Source organism: Bradyrhizobium sp. WSM2254 (assembly GCF_000472645.1).
GTDB lineage: Bacteria > Pseudomonadota > Alphaproteobacteria > Rhizobiales > Xanthobacteraceae > Bradyrhizobium > Bradyrhizobium niftali.
In genome coordinates this window covers 52374-69725 of the sequence record NZ_AXAB01000009.1, presented here as the reverse complement: position 1 = coordinate 69725, position 17352 = coordinate 52374, and the positions used below count along the sequence as shown (strand labels likewise).

The following is a 17352-nucleotide window of genomic DNA, read 5'->3' as shown; positions in this document are numbered from 1 at the left end:
CGACGGGGCGATGCGAACCGCTCCCGATCATGACAAAGGCTATCTGAACCCCTCGGCCACACGCGCAACTTTTCCTCCTGATTTCAGCTTTTTGCTGACTTCTTTTTTGGAATGCGGCATCAGACCCCCGAGTGCCGCTTCGATGTTCCTTACCATCGCAAGCAGACGCGGTCCAATGTCGTTGATCAAGCGCTCTTCCGTGAAGCGGAATGCGGGCGCGCCGCAATTGAAAGCGTAAGGCCCGGTTCCATCGTTGAGCTTGAGCGCGACGCCGGCGGCGCCGATGTCGTCGTGCCAGTCGCCGACGGAAATCGCAAAGCCGTATTTCGCGACGGTCTCGCCGGAACGTTCGAGGCCATCGCGCATCTTCGGCCAGCGGCTGCCGTAATGCTCGCGCAGGACGCGCGACAGCTCGGCGCGATCTTCTTCGGCCAGCGCCCAGAAATAGGCGCGGCCCATGGCGCTGGTTGCAATCGGCACGCGGGAGCCGACGTCGAGTTGAACGCCGACCGTCTCGCTGCCGCGGCTCTGCCCGAAATAGATCATGCTGTGACGGTCGCGGCCCCCGATCGCGACCGCGCCGCCGGTCGCGCGCATCACTTCCTCGCGAAACGGCTCGGACAAATGTCGAACACCGAGATTGGACAACGCCGCATAACCGAGCGCCATCGCGGCCGGCGCGAGCTGATACTTCTCGAAGCGGGGAACCGGCGTCAGATAACCGAGCTTCGTCAACGTATAGGTCAGGCGCGAAACGGTCGGCTTGGGCAGGTTGGTGCGGGCCGCGATCTCCTGGTTGCCGAGAAGGCCGTCGCTGGGTTGGAATGCGCGCAACACATCAAGTCCGCGGGAAAGCGCGACGACGAAATTCCGATCGGTCGCAGTCTTCTTTCCTGTACGCTTCATCCCTGATCTGCTTCTTGCGCGGAGTCGTTGACAACGTGCGTGCTTCAAAATAACCCTGCCGTCAAGATGCGGAATTAAATTCCGCACCGCGAAATCGAACAAAAGTAAATCCCCACCAAGGAGGGAAACCGTGAGCGAAGTGGTCAAGCTTGAGCGTCATGACGAAGTCGGGATCGTCACGGTCAACAGCCCTCCGGTCAATGCGCTGAGTGCCGCAGTCCGCGGTGGCATTCTGGAGTGCATCAAGGCCGCAGTCGCCGATCCCGCGATCAAGGGCATCGTGCTGACCTGTGCCGGCCGCACCTTCATCGCCGGTGCCGACATCACCGAATTCGGCAAGCCGCCGAAGCCGCCCGCCCTCAACGACGTGCTGTCCGAGATCGAGAACTCGCCGAAGCCGGTCGTTGCCGCAATTCACGGCACCGCGCTCGGCGGCGGCCTCGAGGTCGCGCTGGCCTGCCATTTCCGCGTTGCGGTGAAAGAGGCCAAGCTCGGCCTGCCCGAAGTGAAGCTCGGTCTGCTGCCCGGCGCCGGCGGCACCCAGCGCCTGCCGCGCGCGGTCGGCCCCGAGCTCGCGGTCAAGATGATCGTCGGCGGTGATCCGATTGGTGCGGCGGAAGCGCTGAAGAACGGCCTGATCGAGGAGATCATCGAAGGTCCGGCCTCCGGCGGCGAAGCCTTCGTCCGCAAATTGCTCGCCGAGAAGCGCCCGCTGCGCCGCCTGCGCGACGACGATTCCAAGATCGCGGCCGCCAAGGCCGACCGCTCGATCTTCACCAATGCGGTTGCCGCCATGACCAAGAAGGCGCGCGGCCTGGAAGCGCCGTTCGCGGCCGCCGACGCGGTCGGCTACGCCATCGATTTTCCGTTCGACGAGGGCCTGAAGAAGGAGCGCGAGGGCTTCCTCAAGCTGGTCGCCAGCGACCAGTCCAAGGCGCAGCGCTATGCCTTCTTCGCCGAGCGCGAGGCCAGCAAGATCGCGGGCGTCCCCGAAGGCACCAAGTCGCGTCCCGTCAACCGTGTTGCCATTCTCGGCGCCGGCACCATGGGCGGCGGCATCGCGATGTCGTTTGCCAATGCCGGGGTTCCCGTCACCCTGATCGAGACCGGCGAGGAGCAGCTCAAGCGCGGCCTCGGCATCATGCAGAAGAACTGGGAAGCGACCGCGGCGCGCGGTGGCATCCCGGCTGACGCGCCCGCCAAGCGCATGGCGCTGATCAACGGCGTCGTCGGCATCGAGAACGTCGGTGATGCTGACCTGGTGATCGAAGCCGTGTTCGAGACCATGGCGGTGAAGAAGGAAGTGTTCGGCAAGCTCGACCAGTATGTCAAGCCGGGCGCGGTCCTCGCCTCCAACACCTCGTATCTCAACATCGACGAGATCGCGAAGTCGACCAAGCGTCCGCAGGACGTGCTCGGCATGCACTTCTTCTCGCCGGCCAACGTCATGAAGCTGTGCGAGATCGTGCGCGCCGACAAGACCGCGCCGGATGCCCTCGTCACGGCTGTCACGATCGCGCGTAAAATCGCAAAGGTGCCGGCCGTGGTCGGCGTCTGCGACGGCTTCGTCGGCAACCGCATGCTGGCGCAGCGCGGCAAGCAGTCCGAGAAGCTGCTGTTCGAAGGCGCCTTGCCGCAGCAGGTCGACGCGGTCGTCACCAAGTTCGGCATGCCGATGGGGCCGTTCGCGATGGGCGACCTCGCCGGCCTCGATATCGGCTGGCGCTCGCGGAAAGACCGCGGCATCAAGTCGGAGATCGCGGACGCGCTCTGCGAAGCTGGCCGTTTCGGCCAGAAGACCGGCAAGGGCTACTACAGGTACGAAGCCGGTTCGCGCTCGGCGCTGCCCGACCCTGAAGTCGAGAAGCTGATCGACGAGACGCTTGCCCGCCTCGGCCGCAAGAAGCGCGCCGTCAGCGACGAGGAGATCCTCGAGCGCATGATGTATCCGATGATCAACGAGGGCGCGAAGATCCTCGAAGAGGGCATCGCGGCGCGCCCCTCCGACATCGACGTGGTCTGGCTCTACGGCTATGGCTGGCCGATCTATCGCGGCGGCCCGATGTTCTGGGCCGACACCGTCGGCCTCAAGCACATCGCCGATCGCCTGTCGTTCTACGCCAAGGAGACCAACGACCCCAGCCTCGAGCCCGCACCGCTGCTGAAGAAGCTCGCGGCGGAGGGCAAGACCTTCGCCTCGCTGGCGGCGGCGTCGAAAGCGGCGTGATGGTCGCTGGCGCCTCTATGGGGGTCATTCCGGGATGGCCCGTAGGGCCAGGCCCGGAATCCATTTCGCCTCCGAGTGCGCTGCCTGATGGATTCCGGGTTCGATGCTTCGCATCGCCCCGGAATGACGGTCTGTGTGGTTAAGGGAAGCAATGACCCATCCTGGCGAACAGTTTTATCCCGAAGGCGTGCGTTGGGACGACACCATCGTCCAGGGCTCGCTGCCTGACCTCTTGTCGAAAGCCGCCGCCGATTACGGCCCGCGCACGGCGCTGGAGTTCCGCGACCGTCCGATCACCTACAGCGAGCTCGCCGCGATGGCCGAGCGCGCGGCGGCGGCGTTCCTCCGCGCTGGCTGCGGCAAGAACACCTCCGTCGCGCTGTTCCTCGGCAACACGCCTGATCACCCCGTCAATTTCTTCGGCGCGCTGAAGGCGGGCAGCCGCGTCGCGCACCTTTCTCCGCTCGACGGCGAGATCGCGCTGACGCACAAGGTGTCCGACTCCGGCTCGCGCGTTCTGGTCACCTCCAACCTCGCCGCGCTGCTGCCGACCGCGCTGAAATTCCTGGAGAAGGGCCTGATCGACCGCCTCGTCGTCTGCGAGGACGACAATTGGGGCAAGGTCGGCACGCCGCAGGCGGCGATCCCCGACGATCCCCGCATCGTCACGTTCAAAGCCTTCGTCGAGGGCGCGGCCGCGCCGGCAGAATGGCCGAAAGTGACAGCCGACGACGTCGCCCTGCTGCAATATACCGGCGGCACCACCGGCCTGCCCAAGGGCGCGATGCTCACCCACGGCAACCTCACCTCGGCGGTGTCGATCTACGACGTCTGGGGCAAGCCGTCGCGCGCGACCCGCGGCGACGTCATCGAGCGCGTGATCTGCGTGCTGCCGCTGTTTCACATCTATGCGCTCACCGTCGTGCTGCTGTCCTCGCTCCACCGCGGCAATCTGATCTCGCTGCACCAGCGTTTCGACGTCGAGGCCGTGATGCGCGACATCGAGCTCAAGCGCGCGACATACTTTCCGGGCGTGCCGACGATGTGGATCGCGATCGCGGCGCTGCCGGATCTCGACAAGCGCGATTTCTCCTCGCTCGCCACCATCGGCTCCGGCGGCGCGCCGCTGCCGGTGGAGATCGCCAGCTTCTTCGAGCGCAAGGTCGGCAAGAAGCTGCGCAGCGGCTGGGGCATGACCGAGACCTGCTCGCCCGGCACCGGCCATCCGCCCACGGGACCGGACAAGCACGGCTCGATCGGCCTGATGCTGCCCGGCATCGAGCTCGACGTCGTGTCGCTGGACGATCCGACAAAAGTGCTGCCGCCGGGCGAGGTCGGCGAGATCCGCATCAAGGGCCCGAACGTCACCAAGGGGTACTGGAACAAGCCAGCGGGATCCGCGGAGGCTTTCATCGACGGCCGCTTCCTCACCGGCGACATCGGTTATGTCGATACCGACGGCTATTTCTTCCTGGTCGACCGCAAGAAGGACATGATCATCTCCGGCGGCTTCAACGTCTATCCGCAGATGATCGAGCAGGCGATCTACACCATTCCCGGCGTGCACGAGGTGATCGTGCTCGGCATTCCCGACCAGTATCGCGGCGAGGCCGCCAAGGCCTTCATCAAGCTGAGGCCCGACGCCAAGCCGTTCTCGCTCGAGGAGCTGCGCGCCCAGCTCGCCGGCAAGCTCGGCAAGCACGAATTGCCGGCCGAGGTCGCCTTCGTCGACGACCTGCCGCGCACGCCGGTCGGAAAGCTGTCGCGCCACGAATTGCGCCAGCAGCAGAAATCGTCACAATCCACCAAAACCGTATCAGGAGGTCGCTCTTGACCGACGCCGTCATCGTTTCCACCGCCCGCACGCCGATCGGCAAGGCCTATCGCGGCATGCTCAATGCCACCGAGGGCGCCACGCTGCTCGGCCACGCCATCGGCGAAGCCGTCGCCCGCGCCAAGGTCGATCCGAAGGAGGTCGAGGACGTCGTGATGGGCGCCGCCCTCCAGCAGGGCGCGACCGGCGGCAACATCGCGCGCAAGGCGCTGCTCCGTGCCGGCCTGCCCGTTACCGTCGCCGGCACCACCATCGACCGGCAATGCGCCTCGGGCCTCCAGGCCATCGCGCTCGCCGCGCGCTCGGTGATCTTCGACGGCGTCGAGATCGCAGTCGGCGGCGGCGGCGAGTCGATCTCGCTGGTGCAGAACGACAAGATGAACGGCTTCCACGCCCAGGACCCTGCGCTGCTCAAGATCAAGGGCGAGGTCTACATGCCCATGATCGACACGGCCGAAATCGTCGCCAAGCGCTACGGCATCTCGCGCGAGAAGCAGGACGAATATTCGCTGGAGAGCCAGCGCCGCACCGCGGCCGCGCAGCAGGCCGGCAAGTTCAAGGACGAGCTCGCGCCGATCACGACCAAAATGGCGGTCACCGACAAGGCGACCGGCGAGGTCTCCTTCAAGGACGTCACGCTCTCGCAGGACGAGGGCCCGCGCCCCGAGACCACCGCCGAGGGCCTCGCCGGCCTCAAGGCGGTGCGCGGCGAAGGTTTTTCGATCACCGCCGGCAATGCCAGCCAGCTCTCGGACGGCGCCAGCGCCTCCGTCATCATGAGCGACAAGGAAGCGGCGAAGCGCGGCCTCAAGCCGCTCGGCATCTTCCGCGGCTTCGTCTCCGCCGGCTGCGAGCCGGACGAGATGGGCATCGGCCCGGTCTTCGCCGTGCCGCGCCTGCTCAAGCGCCACGGCCTCACCGTCGACGACATCGGCCTCTGGGAGCTGAACGAAGCCTTCGCCGTGCAGGTGCTCTATTGCCGCGACAAGCTCGGCATCGACCCCGACAAGATCAACGTCGACGGCGGCGCGATCGCGGTCGGTCATCCCTACGGCATGTCCGGCGCGCGCCTGACCGGCCACGCCCTGATCGAAGGCCGCCGCCGCAAGGCCAAGTACGCGGTCGTCACCATGTGCGTCGGCGGCGGCATGGGCGCAGCGGGATTGTTCGAGGTGCTGCAGTAGTTGTCGTCCCGGCGAAGGCCGGGACCCATACTCCGCGGCCGGAGTTTGGCGGGCAGACAGCAGTTGCCTTCGCAAAACGAAGGCCGGTGGTTATGGGTCCTGGCCTTCGCCAGGACGACGAGGAAACAGGAGGATCCGATGGATCTCGCATTCACGAAGGAAGAGCAGGCGTTTCGCGAGGAAGTGCGGTCATTCTTCCGCGACAACGTGCCGCCGGATACGCGGCGCAAGCTGGTCGAGGGCCGTCACCTCTCGAAGGACGAGATGGTGACGTGGTGGCGCATCCTCAACAAGAAGGGCTGGGGCGTCAGCCACTGGCCCAAGCAATATGGCGGCACCGGCTGGACATCCGTGCAGCACTACATCTTCAACGAGGAGCTGCAGTCCTATCCGGCGCCGCAGCCGCTCGCCTTCGGCGTCAGCATGGTCGGCCCCGTCATCTACACCTTCGGCAACGAGGAGCAGAAGAAGCAGTACCTGCCGCGCATTGCCAACGTTGACGATTGGTGGTGCCAGGGCTTCTCCGAGCCCGGCTCCGGCTCCGACCTCGCCTCGCTGAAGACGAAGGCCGAGCGCAAGGGCGACAAGTGGATCATCAACGGCCAGAAGACCTGGACGACGCTGGCCCAGCACGCCGACATGATCTTCTGCCTCTGCCGCACCGATCCCGGCGCCAAGAAGCAGATGGGCATCTCCTTCATCGTGTTCTCGATGAAGTCGAAGGGCGTCACCGTGCGCCCGATCCAGACCATCGACGGCGGCGTCGAGGTCAACGAGGTGTTCTTCGACGACGTCGAGGTGCCCTACGAGAACCTGATCGGCGAGGAGAACAAGGGTTGGGATTACGCCAAATTCCTGCTCGGCAATGAGCGCACCGGCATCGCGCGGGTCGGCGTCTCCAAGGAGCGGCTGCGCCGCATCCGCGATCTCGCCTCCAAGGTCGAAGCCGGCGGCAAGCCGATCATCCAGGACGCCGCCTTCCGCGATAAGCTGGCGGCGTGCGAGATCGAGCTGAAGGCGCTCGAGCTGACGCAGCTCCGCGTCGTCGCCGACGAAGGCAAGCACGGCAAGGGCAAGCCCAATCCGGCCTCGTCCGTGCTGAAGATCAAGGGCTCCGAGATCCAGCAGACCACCACCGAGCTCTTGATGGAAGTGATCGGCCCGTTCGCCGCGCCTTACGACGTGCACGGCGACGACGGCTCCAACGAAGCCATGGAATGGACCGCCCAGATCGCGCCGAGCTACTTCAACAACCGCAAGGTCTCGATCTACGGCGGCTCCAACGAGATCCAGCGCAACATCATCGCCAAGGCGGTGCTGGGGCTGTGATCTGCTCCCTCTCCGCGGAGGCGGGGAGGCAATTTTTCACCGTCATTCCGGGGCGCGACGAAGTCGCGAGCCCGGAATCCATCGGGCCGCATACGCTGAGGCGAAATGGATTCCGGGCCTGGCCCTTCGGGCCATCCCGGAATGACGAAGCCAAATAGTCCGGGTACGAGGAACCAAAGAAATGGATTTTGATCTGTCCGAGGAGCAGCGGCTTCTCAAGGAAAGCATCGACGGCCTGCTGACCGATTCCTACGATTTCGAGAGCCGCAAGAAGTACATGAAGGAGAAGGGCGGCTGGAGCCAGGCCGTCTGGGGCAAGCTCGCCGAGCAGGGCCTGCTCGGCCTGCCGTTCAGCGAGGCCGATGGCGGCTTCGGCGGCGGCGGCGTCGAGACCATGATCGTGATGGAAGCGCTCGGCAAGGCGCTGGTGCTCGAGCCCTATCTCGCAACCGTCGTGATCGGCGGCGGCTTCCTGCGCCACGCCGGCAGCGATGCGCAGAAGGCTACGCATGTGCCCGGGATCATCGACGGCAGCAAGACGCTTGCGTTTGCCCAGCTCGAGAAGAACTCCCGCTACGATCTGTTCGATGTCTCGACGACCGCCAAGAAAAAGGGCGACGGCTGGATCATCGACGGCGAAAAATTCGTCGTGCTCAACGGCGAGAATGCCGCCACACTTCTCGTCACCGCCCGCACCAGGGGTGACCGCCGCGACAAGACCGGGATCGGCGTGTTCCTGGTGCCCGCGGATGCCAAGGGCGTCACCAGGAAATCGTACCCGACCCAGGACGGCCTGCACGCCGCCGATATCACCTTCACCGGTGTCGAGGTGGGCGCGGATGCCGCGATCGGCAATCCCGAGGATTCGCTCGCGCTGATCGAACGCGTCGTCGACGAAGCCCGCGTCGCGCTTTGCGCCGAAGCGGTCGGCCTGATGGACGAGTCGCTCAAGACCACGGTCGAGTACATCAAGACGCGCAAGCAGTTCGGCGTCGCAATCGGCTCGTTCCAGTCGCTCCAGCACCGTGCCTCCGACATGTTCGTCGCGGCCGAGCAGGCGCGTTCGATGTCGATGTTCGCAACCATGGCGAACGACTTCGAGAACGCCAAGGAGCGCTCGAACGCGATCGCCGCGGCCAAGGTGCAGATCGGCAAGTCGCTGAAATTCGTCGGCCAGCAGTCGATCCAGCTCCACGGCGGCATCGGCATGACCATGGAGGCGAAGATCGGCCACTACTTCAAGCGCCTGACCATGATCGAGAACACGTTCGGCGACACCGACTATCACCAGCGCCGCGTCGCCGACGCGGGCGGGTTGATCTAGTCGCCACTTCGCGCATGGACGCATTGGAAGACCAAAGCGAAAGCCCCGGAGAGATCTCCGGGGCTTTCGTCGTTTGATCTTGCCGTTCCACCACAGTCACCGCTGTCATGCCCGCGTAGGCGGGCATCCAGTACGCCGCGGCGGATATGGCAGGAGCGAGCCTTCCAACTCCGGCCTCTGGGATACTGGATCGCCCGGTCGAGCCGGGCGATGACACTTTCAGCGTGGTTCGACCGATCGGCTCACTGCCTCACGTCCGCGTGCGCATCCGCATCATGAAGCTGTCGTAGCTGAGCTCGGCGACCTGCATCCAGGCGAGCGATTCGTTCCGGAACGCGGACAGGCTCGCGTACATCTTGGCGAAGTGCGGGTTGGTCTTGGAGAGATCCGCGTAAATCTCGTTCGCGGCGGTGTAGCAGGCCTCCAGCACCTCCTGCGGGAACGGCTTCAGGATTGCGCCGGCCACCAGCAGGCGCTTCAGCGCCGGCGGGTTGACGTAATCGTATTTCCCGGTGACCCACGTGAAGGTATCGCGCGAGGCCATCTCGATCGCGGCCTGGTAGTGCTTGGGCAGCGTGTTCCACTTGTCGAGATTCATGATGTTGTGGCCCTGGCCGGTGCCTTCCCACCAGCCCGGATAGTAGTAGAATTTCGCGACCTTCACGAAGCCGAGCTTCTCGTCGTCATAGGGCCCGACCCATTCGGCCGCGTCGATCGTTCCCTTCTCCAGCGCCGGATAGATGTCGCCGCCCGCGATCTGCTGCGGTACGCCGCCGACCTTGGCGATGATGGTCCCGGCGAAGCCGCCGACGCGGAATTTGAGGCCCTTGAAATCCTCCATCGACTTGATCTCCTTCCGGAACCAGCCGCCCATCTGAGCGCCGGTCGAGCCGGTTGGAACGCCGATCGTGTTATGCTCCTTGAGGAGATTGTTGAGGAGGTCCTGCCCGCCGCCGAACAGCAGCCAAGAGATGTGCGCGCGCGTGTTCAGGCCGAACGGCAGCGACGTGCCGAAGGTGAAGGCCGGGTTCTTGCCCCAATAGTAATACAGCGCCGTATTGCCCATCTCGACGGTGCCGTTCGACACGGCGTCGAGCACCTGGAGGCCCGGGACGATCTCGCCGGCAGCGAACGGCTGGATCTGGAATTTGTTGTCGGTGACTTCGGCGACGCGCTTGCAGAAATATTCGCAGCCGCCATAGAGCGTGTCGAGCGCCTTGGGCCAGCTCGCGGCGAGCCGCCACTTCACCTCCGGCATCGATTGTGCGATCGCCGGCGCAGCAACGGCACTCGCGGCAAGGCCCAATCCGCCTGCCGTCAGGAATTTACGACGTTCCATTCGTTTCCCCTCTGGGTGTTGTCGAGTCCTCGACGAGGGATCGCGGTCTTGTTGCCGCTTTGATGTTCGCCGCAGGCCGACGTTTCCTGGTGTCCGAAATTCAGTATTCCCGGATCCCATTCAGGATGACGAAAGGGGTTCCGCAAATCAAGCGCACTTTGGTTGCGCTACCGGTGCAGCCGTTCAATGCTGCGCTGCGAAGGCGGCCTCCATGGCCTTGCGGATCTTCACCGTCTCGTTGGCGGCGTCGAATTCGACGTCGCTCCAGCGCACGACCGCGCCGTGCGCGACGTCATGCCTCAGCTTCAAGCGATGCGCGAGGCCGATCGGCAGGGCGCCCGCCTTGAGGCTCGCGGCGGCCTGCACCAGCTTGCCCCACACCGTGTAGCCGCCTTCGCCGTCCAGCATCTCGCCGGCGCGCAGATCGCGTTTGGCCACCGCCGCGACGTCGCCGCGGAAGCCGTAAGGCTGGCCGGTCGGCTCGCCCCGCAACGCGGCCGACAGCACCGAGATGTTCAGCTCGAGCCCGATCAGATGATAGGGCTTGTACATCGCCGCAAAGCGTCCGCTCGCATCGGTCTTCAGGCCGTACTGCTTGAAGCAGTCCGCGGCATAGTCGTTCGGAGCCTCCAGCACGACATAGACGCCCCAGCGCAGGTCGCGAAACACCGGCCGTCCGTCGCGTTCGAGCGAGGAGACGACTTCCACCACGCCGGAGCGCTCCAGCACGCCGCCACGCGATCGCGGCCGCATGATATGCGGCAGGTCGTCGACGCCGCAGGGCGGAAACAACAGTCCCTCCGCCGGCACGTCGAGGCCGCAGGCATTGGCGATCGCGGCCATCTCGATCGCCGATTTGGTGCCGTCGAGGAATGAGTTGAACATCTGCGGATTCATGCCGGCGGACTGCGCTTCGCCCGCAGTCAGGCCGTAATGCTGCCAGACGCCGTCCGGCGTCACGTCGTGATAGGCCGGCAGATATTTCGTGCCCTTGCCGGCGGCGACGACGCGAAAGCCGGTGGCGCGGGCCCAGTCGACCATCTCCGCCGTCAACGCCGGCTGGTCGCCATAGGCAAGCGAATAGACCACGCCCGCCTTGCGCGCTTCCTCGGCGAGCAGCGGGCCCGCCAGCACGTCGGCCTCGACATTGACCATCACGATATGCTTGCCCGCCGCAATCGCGGCGCGCGCGTGCCTGATGCCGACGGCGGGATTGCCGGTCGCTTCCACCACCACGTCCATCGCACCGCCGGCAATCGCGCGTGCGCCGTCATCGGTGAACACGGTCGCGGCAATGCGCGCCGCATCCCAGCCGACCGTGCGGCAGGCCTCGCGCGCGCGATCGCGGTCGATGTCGACGATGATGGGCACCTCCAGCCCCGGCGTGTGCGGAACCTGCGCCAGAAACATCGAGCCGAATTTGCCCGCGCCGATCAGCGCGACACGCACAGGCTTGCCGGCGGACGCGCGGGCCTGGAGGAGGCGGAAGAGGTTCATGGGAATGTCCGAGAGTGCAATGGCTGTTGGGCGATGCGAACTATCAGCGTTCGTCATTCCGGGGCGCGCGAAGCGCGAGCCCGGAATCCATTTATCCGCGGCTCTGCGGCTCAATGGATTCCGGGCTCGACGCTACGCGTCGCCCCGGAATGACAGCTTACTCCGCCGCCTGCCGCGGCGCACGTGCGAGCCGCAGCAGGGCGTCGTCGTCCACCGTCTTGATCGGCGCGAAATCGCGGTGGGCGATGTACTCGGGCCTCGTGGGGTTGCGGATATGGTTCGAGACCGCGTTCAGCGTCAGGTACACGATCTTGCGCGGGTAGGGCGTGATGTTGCCGGCTGAGCCGTGCACGAGATTGCCGTGGAACATCAGCATGCCGCCGGGCTTGCCCGTGGGCGCGACGATGCCGCCCTGCTTGACGAGGCGCGTCACTGTTGCCTCGTCCAGCGTCCACAGCGGGTAGGATGTGGTGGCAAGGTCATGCGAGGCTTCGAGATCGCCGGCATTCTGGCTGCGCGGCACCAGCATCAGGGGACCGTTGATCGGCATCACCTCGTCGAGGAAGATCGCGATGTTCATCGCGCGCGGCTCCGGCATGCCGTCGTCGCGCTTCCAGGTGCCGTAGTCCTGGTGCCATTGCCAGACGTCGCCGGTGAAGGCCGATTTCGCGTTGATCTTGAACTGGTGCATGTAGACAGGCTCGCCGAACAATTGCTCGACCGGGTCGATCATGCGCGGATGCGCGCCCAGGATGCGGAAGGCCTCGTTGTAGAGATGCGCGGCAAACGCCGTGCGCGGCGCGCCGCTCTTCTCGCGCCAGACCTCCGGCCGGTTGGCATCGTAGATGCCGACCGCCTCGCGCGCGAGCAGATCGACCTCCTCCTGGCTGAACAATTCGGGCAGGAACAGCCAGCCCTCGCGGTGGAAGAACTCCAATTGCTCCTGAGACAGTTTCATGGGTCGTCCTCCTGTTGTTTTGTTCTTGTTGTCGTTCCGGGGCGGTCCGCAGGACCGAACCCGGAACCTCGAGATTCCGGATCGCGCTTCGCGCGTCCGGAATGACAGCGCTTATCGCTACGCCGCCGCCTCGTCCGTCGCCCGCAATCTCTCCTCGGTCATCCGTCCCGCCGTCTGCGCATGCGCGAGTGCCGCGCGTTCGGCGGCATTCGCCTCACCCGCGAGAATGTGTCCGGCAATCGTCGCATGCTCGGCCCAGGCGCTGCCGCGATAGTCGAGCTCCGACAACACCGTCGCCATCGAGCGGCGCATATGCGGCCATTGCGGCGCGATCGTCTCCTCGATCACGGGATTGCCGGCGAGCTGGTAGATCGCGCGATGAAAATCGACGTCGAGGGTGATGAGCTCGGCAAGCGACGTCTTGCGATCGATGCGGCGCCCGGCGGCGAGCGCCGCCTCGAGCCGCGTGCGCCCTGCCGCGTCGCTTGCGGCGCGCGTCGCGGCGAGCCTGGCGGCGAGTGCATCGAGGGCGCCGCGCACCTCGTAGAGCTGGCGGATGCGCGCGGGATCGAGCTGGGTGACCTCAAAGCCGCGCCGGCCGCTTTCGGCGACGAGGCCCTGTCGATGCAGCAGATGCAGCGCGTGCGACACCGGTTGGCGCGACACGCCGAGCTTGTCGGCGAGCTCGTTCTGCCGGATGCGCTGGCCCGGCTGCAGCGTGCGATCGGAGATCGCCTCCAGGATCCGCGCATAGACCTGGTCGATCAGGTTCGGGAGCGGGTCGAGAGGGATCACGCCGGCGACTCCGAAACATGAGAGGGAATACGGAATTCCGTATTCGAAGGTACTGCGAGAGGCCGATGGCGTCAAGCACGGCCCGACGCCGCCACAGGCGCTATTTGGGGGCTCCACTAAGCCATTGATATCGCTAGGGCGGCCTACTGTGCATGGGGTTGTTTTTGCGAAAATGATCTGGCCCGGTCTGGCGCCTACTTTTTCTTGCCCTGCTCGACCAGCATCCGGCTCATCAGATAGAGCCGCGGCACGATCGAGTTGGTGTCGATGAATTCGTCGCGGGCGTGGTAGCCGAAGCCCGCGAGGCCGAAGCTCTCGACCACGACCGCCTTGCCGCTGCGGTTGGCGTAGCCGGCGTCGGTGGCCCCGCCGGTCATCTCGGCGATGTCGAGCTTGCGGTCGATCTCGGCATAGATCGCCTGTCCCTCCTGCGCGAGTGCGCGGCCGCGATCACTGGCGACGAAGGGCGGGCGGCCCGGCGTGATCGTCACCGTCGTCTCGGTGTCGGGAACGAGCTTCTCTTTCAGCTTGGCGTCGAGCGCTGCCTGCAATTTGGCGATGCCGTCGGGGATGGTGAGGCGAACGTCGCCGCCGGCCTCGGCCTTCTCCGGGATCTGGTTGCGCACGGTGCCGGCCTGCGCGGTGGTCCAGTTGAGCTGCGTGCCGGGAATCGATTTGGCGACATCCCTGGTCTGCACCAATTGGTGCCCGAGCTCGATCAGCGCATTGCGGCCGAGATCGGGAGCGGCACCCGCATGCGAGGCCCGGCCCTTCACTTCCATTTTCGCCGTCGCAGTGCCGCTGGCTCCGAGCAGCAGCCCGTCATTTTTGGCCACGGGCGCAGCCACCGTCGGCTCGCAGGAGAGCACGACGTCGTGCTGATCGGCGAGCTCAGCGATGATCTCGCCCGACCCGATCGAGCCGACCTCCTCATCCGGATTGAACGACACGGTGAGCGTCGCGTAGTCCTTCCAGCCGGCGTCCGTCAGGATCTTGAGCGCATGCAGCACCACGGCGATGCCGCCCTTGTCGTCGGCGATGCCGGGGCCGTAGATGCGGTTGCCGTCGACACGGTACGGCTCGCTGCCGAGGATGCCGCGCTGATAGACCGTGTCCATATGCGCGATCAGCATCAGCTTTCGCGTGCCCGAGCCCTGGAACGTTGCGATCACCATGTCGGCGCGCGTGCCCGCGGTGGTCTTGCGCCGCTCCGTGGTGGCGCCCAGCGCCTTCAGGCGGGCTTCCGTGAAGTCGGCCATCTTCTTCAGGCCTTCGGCGTCGCTGCTGCCGCTCTCGATCATCACCATGTCGCGCAAGGTCTCGATCAGCGGTGCCTTCTCCTGCTCGGCGGCGGATTTCAGCTTCTCGTCGGCGGCCGCGAGCGCAGTCGTGGCGCCGGCGGTGAGGCCGAGCAGGGATAGTGCGAGCAGGGGAATGAGGCGGGATGTCATGACTTGCGTCCTTTCGCGTCTTGAGCGCCGGCAGCGCGCGATTATGCGGAAAGCCTAGCATCCGGACAGATGCGATGCCACGCCGGCCTAGCGCTCCAGCACCTCGACCTCGATCGCCGCGATCTCTTCTGCATCGGCCACCGCCTCGATCGCCGCGATTCGGTCGCCGCTGAAGCTCACGCGCAGCGCGATGCGCAATTGCCCGCCGAGGATGACCGCAACACCCATCTCGCCATCGACCAGCGCCGCGCGCGCGGCCTGGGCGCGGCCCTTGTAGAGCTGCGCGACCGCATCCGCGCCGCGGATCTCCGGCAGCGTACCGAGCCGCACCGCGGCCTGGTCGGCGCGAAAGACGACGTCGGGATCGAGCACGGCAAGCAGCCCCTCGAAATTGCCTTCGCGCGAAGCTGCGAGGAAGGCATCGACGATCTTGCGTTGACGCGACAGGTCCGTCTCGGGCACCGGCGCGCCCTGCACGCGCCGCCGCGCACGGCTGGCAAGCTGGCGCGAGGCATCGACGGAGCGCCCGACGATCGGCGCGATCTCCTCGAAGGGCACCGCGAACATGTCGTGCAGCACGAAGGCGAGCCGCTCCGCCGGCTGCAAGGTTTCCAGCACGATCAGCAGTGCCGCGCCGACGGAATCGGCCATCTCCGCTTCGCGCTCCCGCGTCTCGTCGACCGGCTCCGGCACATGCGGGCCCATCGGGTCCTCGCGGCGCGATTTGCGCGCGCGCAGCATGTCGAGGCAGATGCGCGCGACCACGGTGGTCAGCCAGCCCCGCAAATTCGCGACATCGGACGTATCGTAGCGGCTGACCCGCAGCCAGGCCTCCTGCACGGCATCGTCGACCTCGGCGCGGGAGCCCAGCATCCGGTAGGCGACCGCGCGCAAATGGTCCCTGCTGGCCTCGAACTGTTGGCTGAGAAAATCTTCTTCAAAGTTTTTTTGGGTCATCGGTCACATTCCCTCGTCGCGATCCGTCATGCCCATGACGAAGCCAATCCGGCCAATGTGACCGGAACCTTCGAAATTCGACAGATGGAGACGACAATGATGCACGCCCGCATGAATCACCCCGTCATGGTCCTGCCCGAGGCCATGAATGTCCTGCAATCTCTCGGCAATTTGACCAAACAGGGCCTGCCGGAAAAGCTCCTGGAACTGGTGCACCTGCGCGCCAGCCAGATCAATGGCTGCAGCGTCTGCGTCGACATGCACCCGAAGATCGCCCGCAAGGTCGGCGAGACCGACGAGCGCCTGTTCGCCGTCTCGGCCTGGCGCGATACCCCCTATTTCACCGAAGCCGAGCGCGCCGCGCTGGCTCTGACCGAGGCGGTCACCCGTATCGCCGACCGTGAGGATCCGGTGCCCGATCTGATCTGGAACGAGGCCGCCAAGCATTTCGACGAGCGCGAGCTCGCAACCCTGATCCTCTCGATCGCGACCATCAACGTCTGGAACCGCCTCAACGCGACGATCAAGATGCCGGTCGGCGTGTGGAAGGTGTGAGGCTCTTCCTTCGCCTCTCCCCGCTTGCGGGGAGAGGCCGGAATTTGCATCGCAAATTCCGGGTGAGGGGGAGTTTCCGCGAGTCTCGCTGTCACCGTCTGCGCGGAGGCTCCCCCTCACCCCACCCTCTCCCCGCAAGCGGGGCGAGGGGGATCAACGACGGTGCGTTCCTTACACCCAGCTACTCCGCCAGAAACCTGTTCACCACCTCGCCATATTCCAGTGGCGCCTGTTCGAACATCCAGTGGCCGGCATTCGCGATCACGGCCGTCTTGGCTCCTGCGATGTGCTCCGCCAGCACGCGCCACATCACCGACAGGCTTCCCGTCGTCGCGCCGCCGCCGATCAGGAGCGTCGGCGTCCTGATCGCCTGCGCATCCGCGAGCGTATAGGGCCTGCGCTGCTCGTTGACCTGGCCGAGGAAGGTGATGGCGTTGTCGCGCAATTGCTGCTTCGCCGCCGCCGGCACGCGCCGCCACGAGCCGTCGCCTTCGATCCCCTCGTAGAAATTCTGCAGCGCGCCCTCGATGTCGTCGGCGCGGATCATCTCGACCGAGCGCGCCGTGCGCGTCGCCAGCGGCGGGTGCGCGGGCGTGCCTTCAGGGACCGGCAGGCTGACGTCGAGATCGCCACCGGGCTCGGCCAGCACCAGCTTGCGCAACAGATCAGGCCGCGCCTGCGCCACGCGAAAGGCGATGTGGCCGCCGCGCGAATGTCCCATCAGATCGACGGGTGCGGGCCTCACCTGCTCGATGAAGGCGATTACATCAGCGACGTGCTGCGCCATCTTGTAGTCGTCGCCGATGGCGTCCCAATGCTCGGGAAAGAAATGCCGCAGGCTGATCGAGATCACCCGATGGCTCTTCGACAGCGGGCCGAGCACGGAATACCAAGTGCGGAAATCCCCGAGCGTGCCATGCACGCAGACCAGCGGCGGGCCTTCTCCGACTTCGAGATAGGCCATGTCGTAACCGTTGACGCGAAAGCTCTGCATGC

At 65.6% G+C, this 17352-nt stretch carries 14 protein-coding genes; 6 read left to right on the top strand and 8 right to left on the bottom strand.

Annotated features, from left to right (window positions below; genetic code table 11):
- Nucleotides 1-39: 39 nt before the first annotated feature.
- Nucleotides 40-906 (bottom strand): IclR family transcriptional regulator, encoded by an 867-nt coding sequence (locus tag A3M7_RS0107265; RefSeq protein ID WP_025575806.1) that lies wholly within the window; start codon nucleotides 904-906, stop codon nucleotides 40-42.
- Between the two features lie 130 nt (nucleotides 907-1036).
- On the opposite strand from A3M7_RS0107265, the gene A3M7_RS0107260 reads away from it, so the two are divergent.
- From A3M7_RS0107260 to pimD, 5 genes are all read left to right on the top strand, one after another.
- Entirely contained in the window at nucleotides 1037-3133 is a 2097-nt protein-coding gene (locus A3M7_RS0107260) for a 3-hydroxyacyl-CoA dehydrogenase NAD-binding domain-containing protein (protein WP_027543334.1), read from the top strand.
- Nucleotides 3134-3284: 151 nt separating this feature from the next.
- Entirely contained in the window at nucleotides 3285-4967 is a 1683-nt protein-coding gene (gene pimA / locus A3M7_RS0107255; protein WP_027543333.1) for a dicarboxylate--CoA ligase PimA, read from the top strand.
- Nucleotides 4964-6151, top strand: a complete 1188-nt coding sequence (locus tag A3M7_RS0107250) for an acetyl-CoA C-acyltransferase (protein WP_027543332.1) — start codon at nucleotides 4964-4966, stop codon at nucleotides 6149-6151. The genes pimA and A3M7_RS0107250 overlap by 4 nt, the downstream gene beginning before the upstream one ends.
- A gap of 138 nt (nucleotides 6152-6289) precedes the next feature.
- Nucleotides 6290-7480: a pimeloyl-CoA dehydrogenase large subunit gene (pimC, locus tag A3M7_RS0107245; protein ID WP_027543331.1), complete on the top strand. Its 1191-nt coding sequence runs from the start codon at nucleotides 6290-6292 to the stop codon at nucleotides 7478-7480.
- A gap of 181 nt (nucleotides 7481-7661) precedes the next feature.
- Complete coding sequence (gene pimD / locus A3M7_RS0107240; RefSeq protein ID WP_027543330.1) at nucleotides 7662-8804, top strand: pimeloyl-CoA dehydrogenase small subunit; 1143 nt, start codon at nucleotides 7662-7664, stop codon at nucleotides 8802-8804.
- A 250-nt stretch (nucleotides 8805-9054) separates the two neighbouring features.
- On the opposite strand, the gene A3M7_RS0107235 is transcribed toward pimD, so the two are convergent.
- From A3M7_RS0107235 to A3M7_RS0107210, 6 genes are all read right to left on the bottom strand, one after another.
- The gene (locus tag A3M7_RS0107235) at nucleotides 9055-10143 is read right to left on the bottom strand and encodes a TRAP transporter substrate-binding protein (protein WP_027543329.1); all 1089 of its coding nucleotides are present in this window, start codon (nucleotides 10141-10143) and stop codon (nucleotides 9055-9057) included.
- A gap of 183 nt (nucleotides 10144-10326) precedes the next feature.
- Nucleotides 10327-11640 (bottom strand): NAD(P)H-dependent oxidoreductase, encoded by a 1314-nt coding sequence (locus A3M7_RS0107230; RefSeq protein WP_027543328.1) that lies wholly within the window; start codon nucleotides 11638-11640, stop codon nucleotides 10327-10329.
- Nucleotides 11641-11797: 157 nt separating this feature from the next.
- Complete coding sequence (locus A3M7_RS0107225; protein WP_027543327.1) at nucleotides 11798-12598, bottom strand: phytanoyl-CoA dioxygenase family protein; 801 nt, start codon at nucleotides 12596-12598, stop codon at nucleotides 11798-11800.
- Nucleotides 12599-12715: 117 nt separating this feature from the next.
- Entirely contained in the window at nucleotides 12716-13393 is a 678-nt protein-coding gene (locus tag A3M7_RS0107220; RefSeq protein ID WP_027543326.1) for a GntR family transcriptional regulator, read from the bottom strand.
- A gap of 194 nt (nucleotides 13394-13587) precedes the next feature.
- A complete protein-coding gene (locus A3M7_RS0107215; protein WP_027543325.1) occupies nucleotides 13588-14844 on the bottom strand; it encodes a M20/M25/M40 family metallo-hydrolase in 1257 nt (418 codons plus the stop codon).
- Between the two features lie 87 nt (nucleotides 14845-14931).
- A complete protein-coding gene (locus A3M7_RS0107210) occupies nucleotides 14932-15801 on the bottom strand; it encodes a sigma-70 family RNA polymerase sigma factor (RefSeq protein WP_027543324.1) in 870 nt (289 codons plus the stop codon).
- Between the two features lie 99 nt (nucleotides 15802-15900).
- On the opposite strand from A3M7_RS0107210, the gene A3M7_RS0107205 reads away from it, so the two are divergent.
- A complete protein-coding gene (locus A3M7_RS0107205; RefSeq protein WP_049823258.1) occupies nucleotides 15901-16356 on the top strand; it encodes a carboxymuconolactone decarboxylase family protein in 456 nt (151 codons plus the stop codon).
- Nucleotides 16357-16537: 181 nt separating this feature from the next.
- On the opposite strand, the gene A3M7_RS0107200 is transcribed toward A3M7_RS0107205, so the two are convergent.
- Nucleotides 16538-17350 (bottom strand): alpha/beta fold hydrolase, encoded by an 813-nt coding sequence (locus A3M7_RS0107200; RefSeq protein WP_027543322.1) that lies wholly within the window; start codon nucleotides 17348-17350, stop codon nucleotides 16538-16540.
- Between the last annotated feature and the right edge of the window lie 2 nt (nucleotides 17351-17352).

Excerpts from the sequence above, each read along its gene's own strand:
- A3M7_RS0107210 (WP_027543324.1), bottom strand. The coding sequence starts at position 15,801 with ATGACCCAAAAAAACTTTGAAGAAGATTTTCTCAGCCAACAGTTCGAG.
- A3M7_RS0107235 (WP_027543329.1), bottom strand. The coding sequence starts at position 10,143 with ATGGAACGTCGTAAATTCCTGACGGCAGGCGGATTGGGCCTTGCCGCG.
- pimC (WP_027543331.1), top strand. The coding sequence starts at position 6,290 with ATGGATCTCGCATTCACGAAGGAAGAGCAGGCGTTTCGCGAGGAAGTG.
- A3M7_RS0107205 (WP_049823258.1), top strand. The coding sequence starts at position 15,901 with ATGCACGCCCGCATGAATCACCCCGTCATGGTCCTGCCCGAGGCCATG.
- A3M7_RS0107200 (WP_027543322.1), bottom strand. The coding sequence starts at position 17,350 with ATGCAGAGCTTTCGCGTCAACGGTTACGACATGGCCTATCTCGAAGTC.
- pimD (WP_027543330.1), top strand. The coding sequence starts at position 7,662 with ATGGATTTTGATCTGTCCGAGGAGCAGCGGCTTCTCAAGGAAAGCATC.
- pimA (WP_027543333.1), top strand. The coding sequence starts at position 3,285 with ATGACCCATCCTGGCGAACAGTTTTATCCCGAAGGCGTGCGTTGGGAC.
- A3M7_RS0107215 (WP_027543325.1), bottom strand. The coding sequence starts at position 14,844 with ATGACATCCCGCCTCATTCCCCTGCTCGCACTATCCCTGCTCGGCCTC.
- A3M7_RS0107230 (WP_027543328.1), bottom strand. The coding sequence starts at position 11,640 with ATGAACCTCTTCCGCCTCCTCCAGGCCCGCGCGTCCGCCGGCAAGCCT.
- A3M7_RS0107265 (WP_025575806.1), bottom strand. The coding sequence starts at position 906 with ATGAAGCGTACAGGAAAGAAGACTGCGACCGATCGGAATTTCGTCGTC.
- A3M7_RS0107225 (WP_027543327.1), bottom strand. The coding sequence starts at position 12,598 with ATGAAACTGTCTCAGGAGCAATTGGAGTTCTTCCACCGCGAGGGCTGG.